General features: G+C 68.4%; 1 protein-coding gene. It reads left to right on the top strand.

Annotated elements, in window-relative coordinates:
- Positions 1–651, top strand: a 651-nt coding sequence (locus tag GEV06_28915; GenBank protein MPZ21864.1) for a carboxypeptidase regulatory-like domain-containing protein, incomplete at both ends; no start/stop codon positions are given.

Below are 651 nucleotides of genomic sequence, written 5' to 3'. Positions count from 1 at the left end.
AGCACCTGCTTCAGCACGCACCACCTGCAGTTCGCCGAGGACGCGAACCATACGCTCTGGACGAGCAGCGGCGGTGGTGGCGGCGTCGTCGGCTGGCTGAACACGAAGATGTTCGACGAGACCGGCGACGAGGAGAAGTCGCAGGGGTGGACGGCGCTCATCGTCGATCACAACGGCAACGGCCGGCGTGACGAGTACACCGAGGCGAATGCGCCCGCGGATCCGGCGAAGGATCGGCGGGTGAACGCGGCGTTCTACGGCGTGGCGCCGAGCCCCTCCGACGGCTCCGTGTGGGGCAGCGTGCTCGGGTTCCCGGGCTCGTTGGTGCGCTTGAGCCCAGGTGCCAATCCACCCGCGACCGCTCTCGCCGAAGTGTATGAGGTGCCCTGGAACAATCCGCGCGCCGCAGTGCAGGGCTTCTCGCCGCGCGGCATGGACATCGACCGCAACGGCGTCGTCTGGGTGTCGCTCGCCAGCGGCCACTTCGCCAGCTTCGATCGGCGGCTCTGCAAGGGGGCGCTGAACGGGCCGACCGCCACAGGCCAGCACTGTCCTGAAGGGTGGAAGCTCTATCCGACGCCTGGCCCGAACTTCAAGGGGGCGACGGAGGGCGCGAACGCCGATGCGCACTACTACAACTGGGTCGACCAG

Source organism: Luteitalea sp. (assembly GCA_009377605.1).
Classification (GTDB): domain Bacteria; phylum Acidobacteriota; class Vicinamibacteria; order Vicinamibacterales; family Vicinamibacteraceae; genus WHTT01.
The sequence above is the reverse complement of the archived record's forward strand: the minus strand, read 5'-3'. Positions and strand labels throughout refer to the sequence as shown.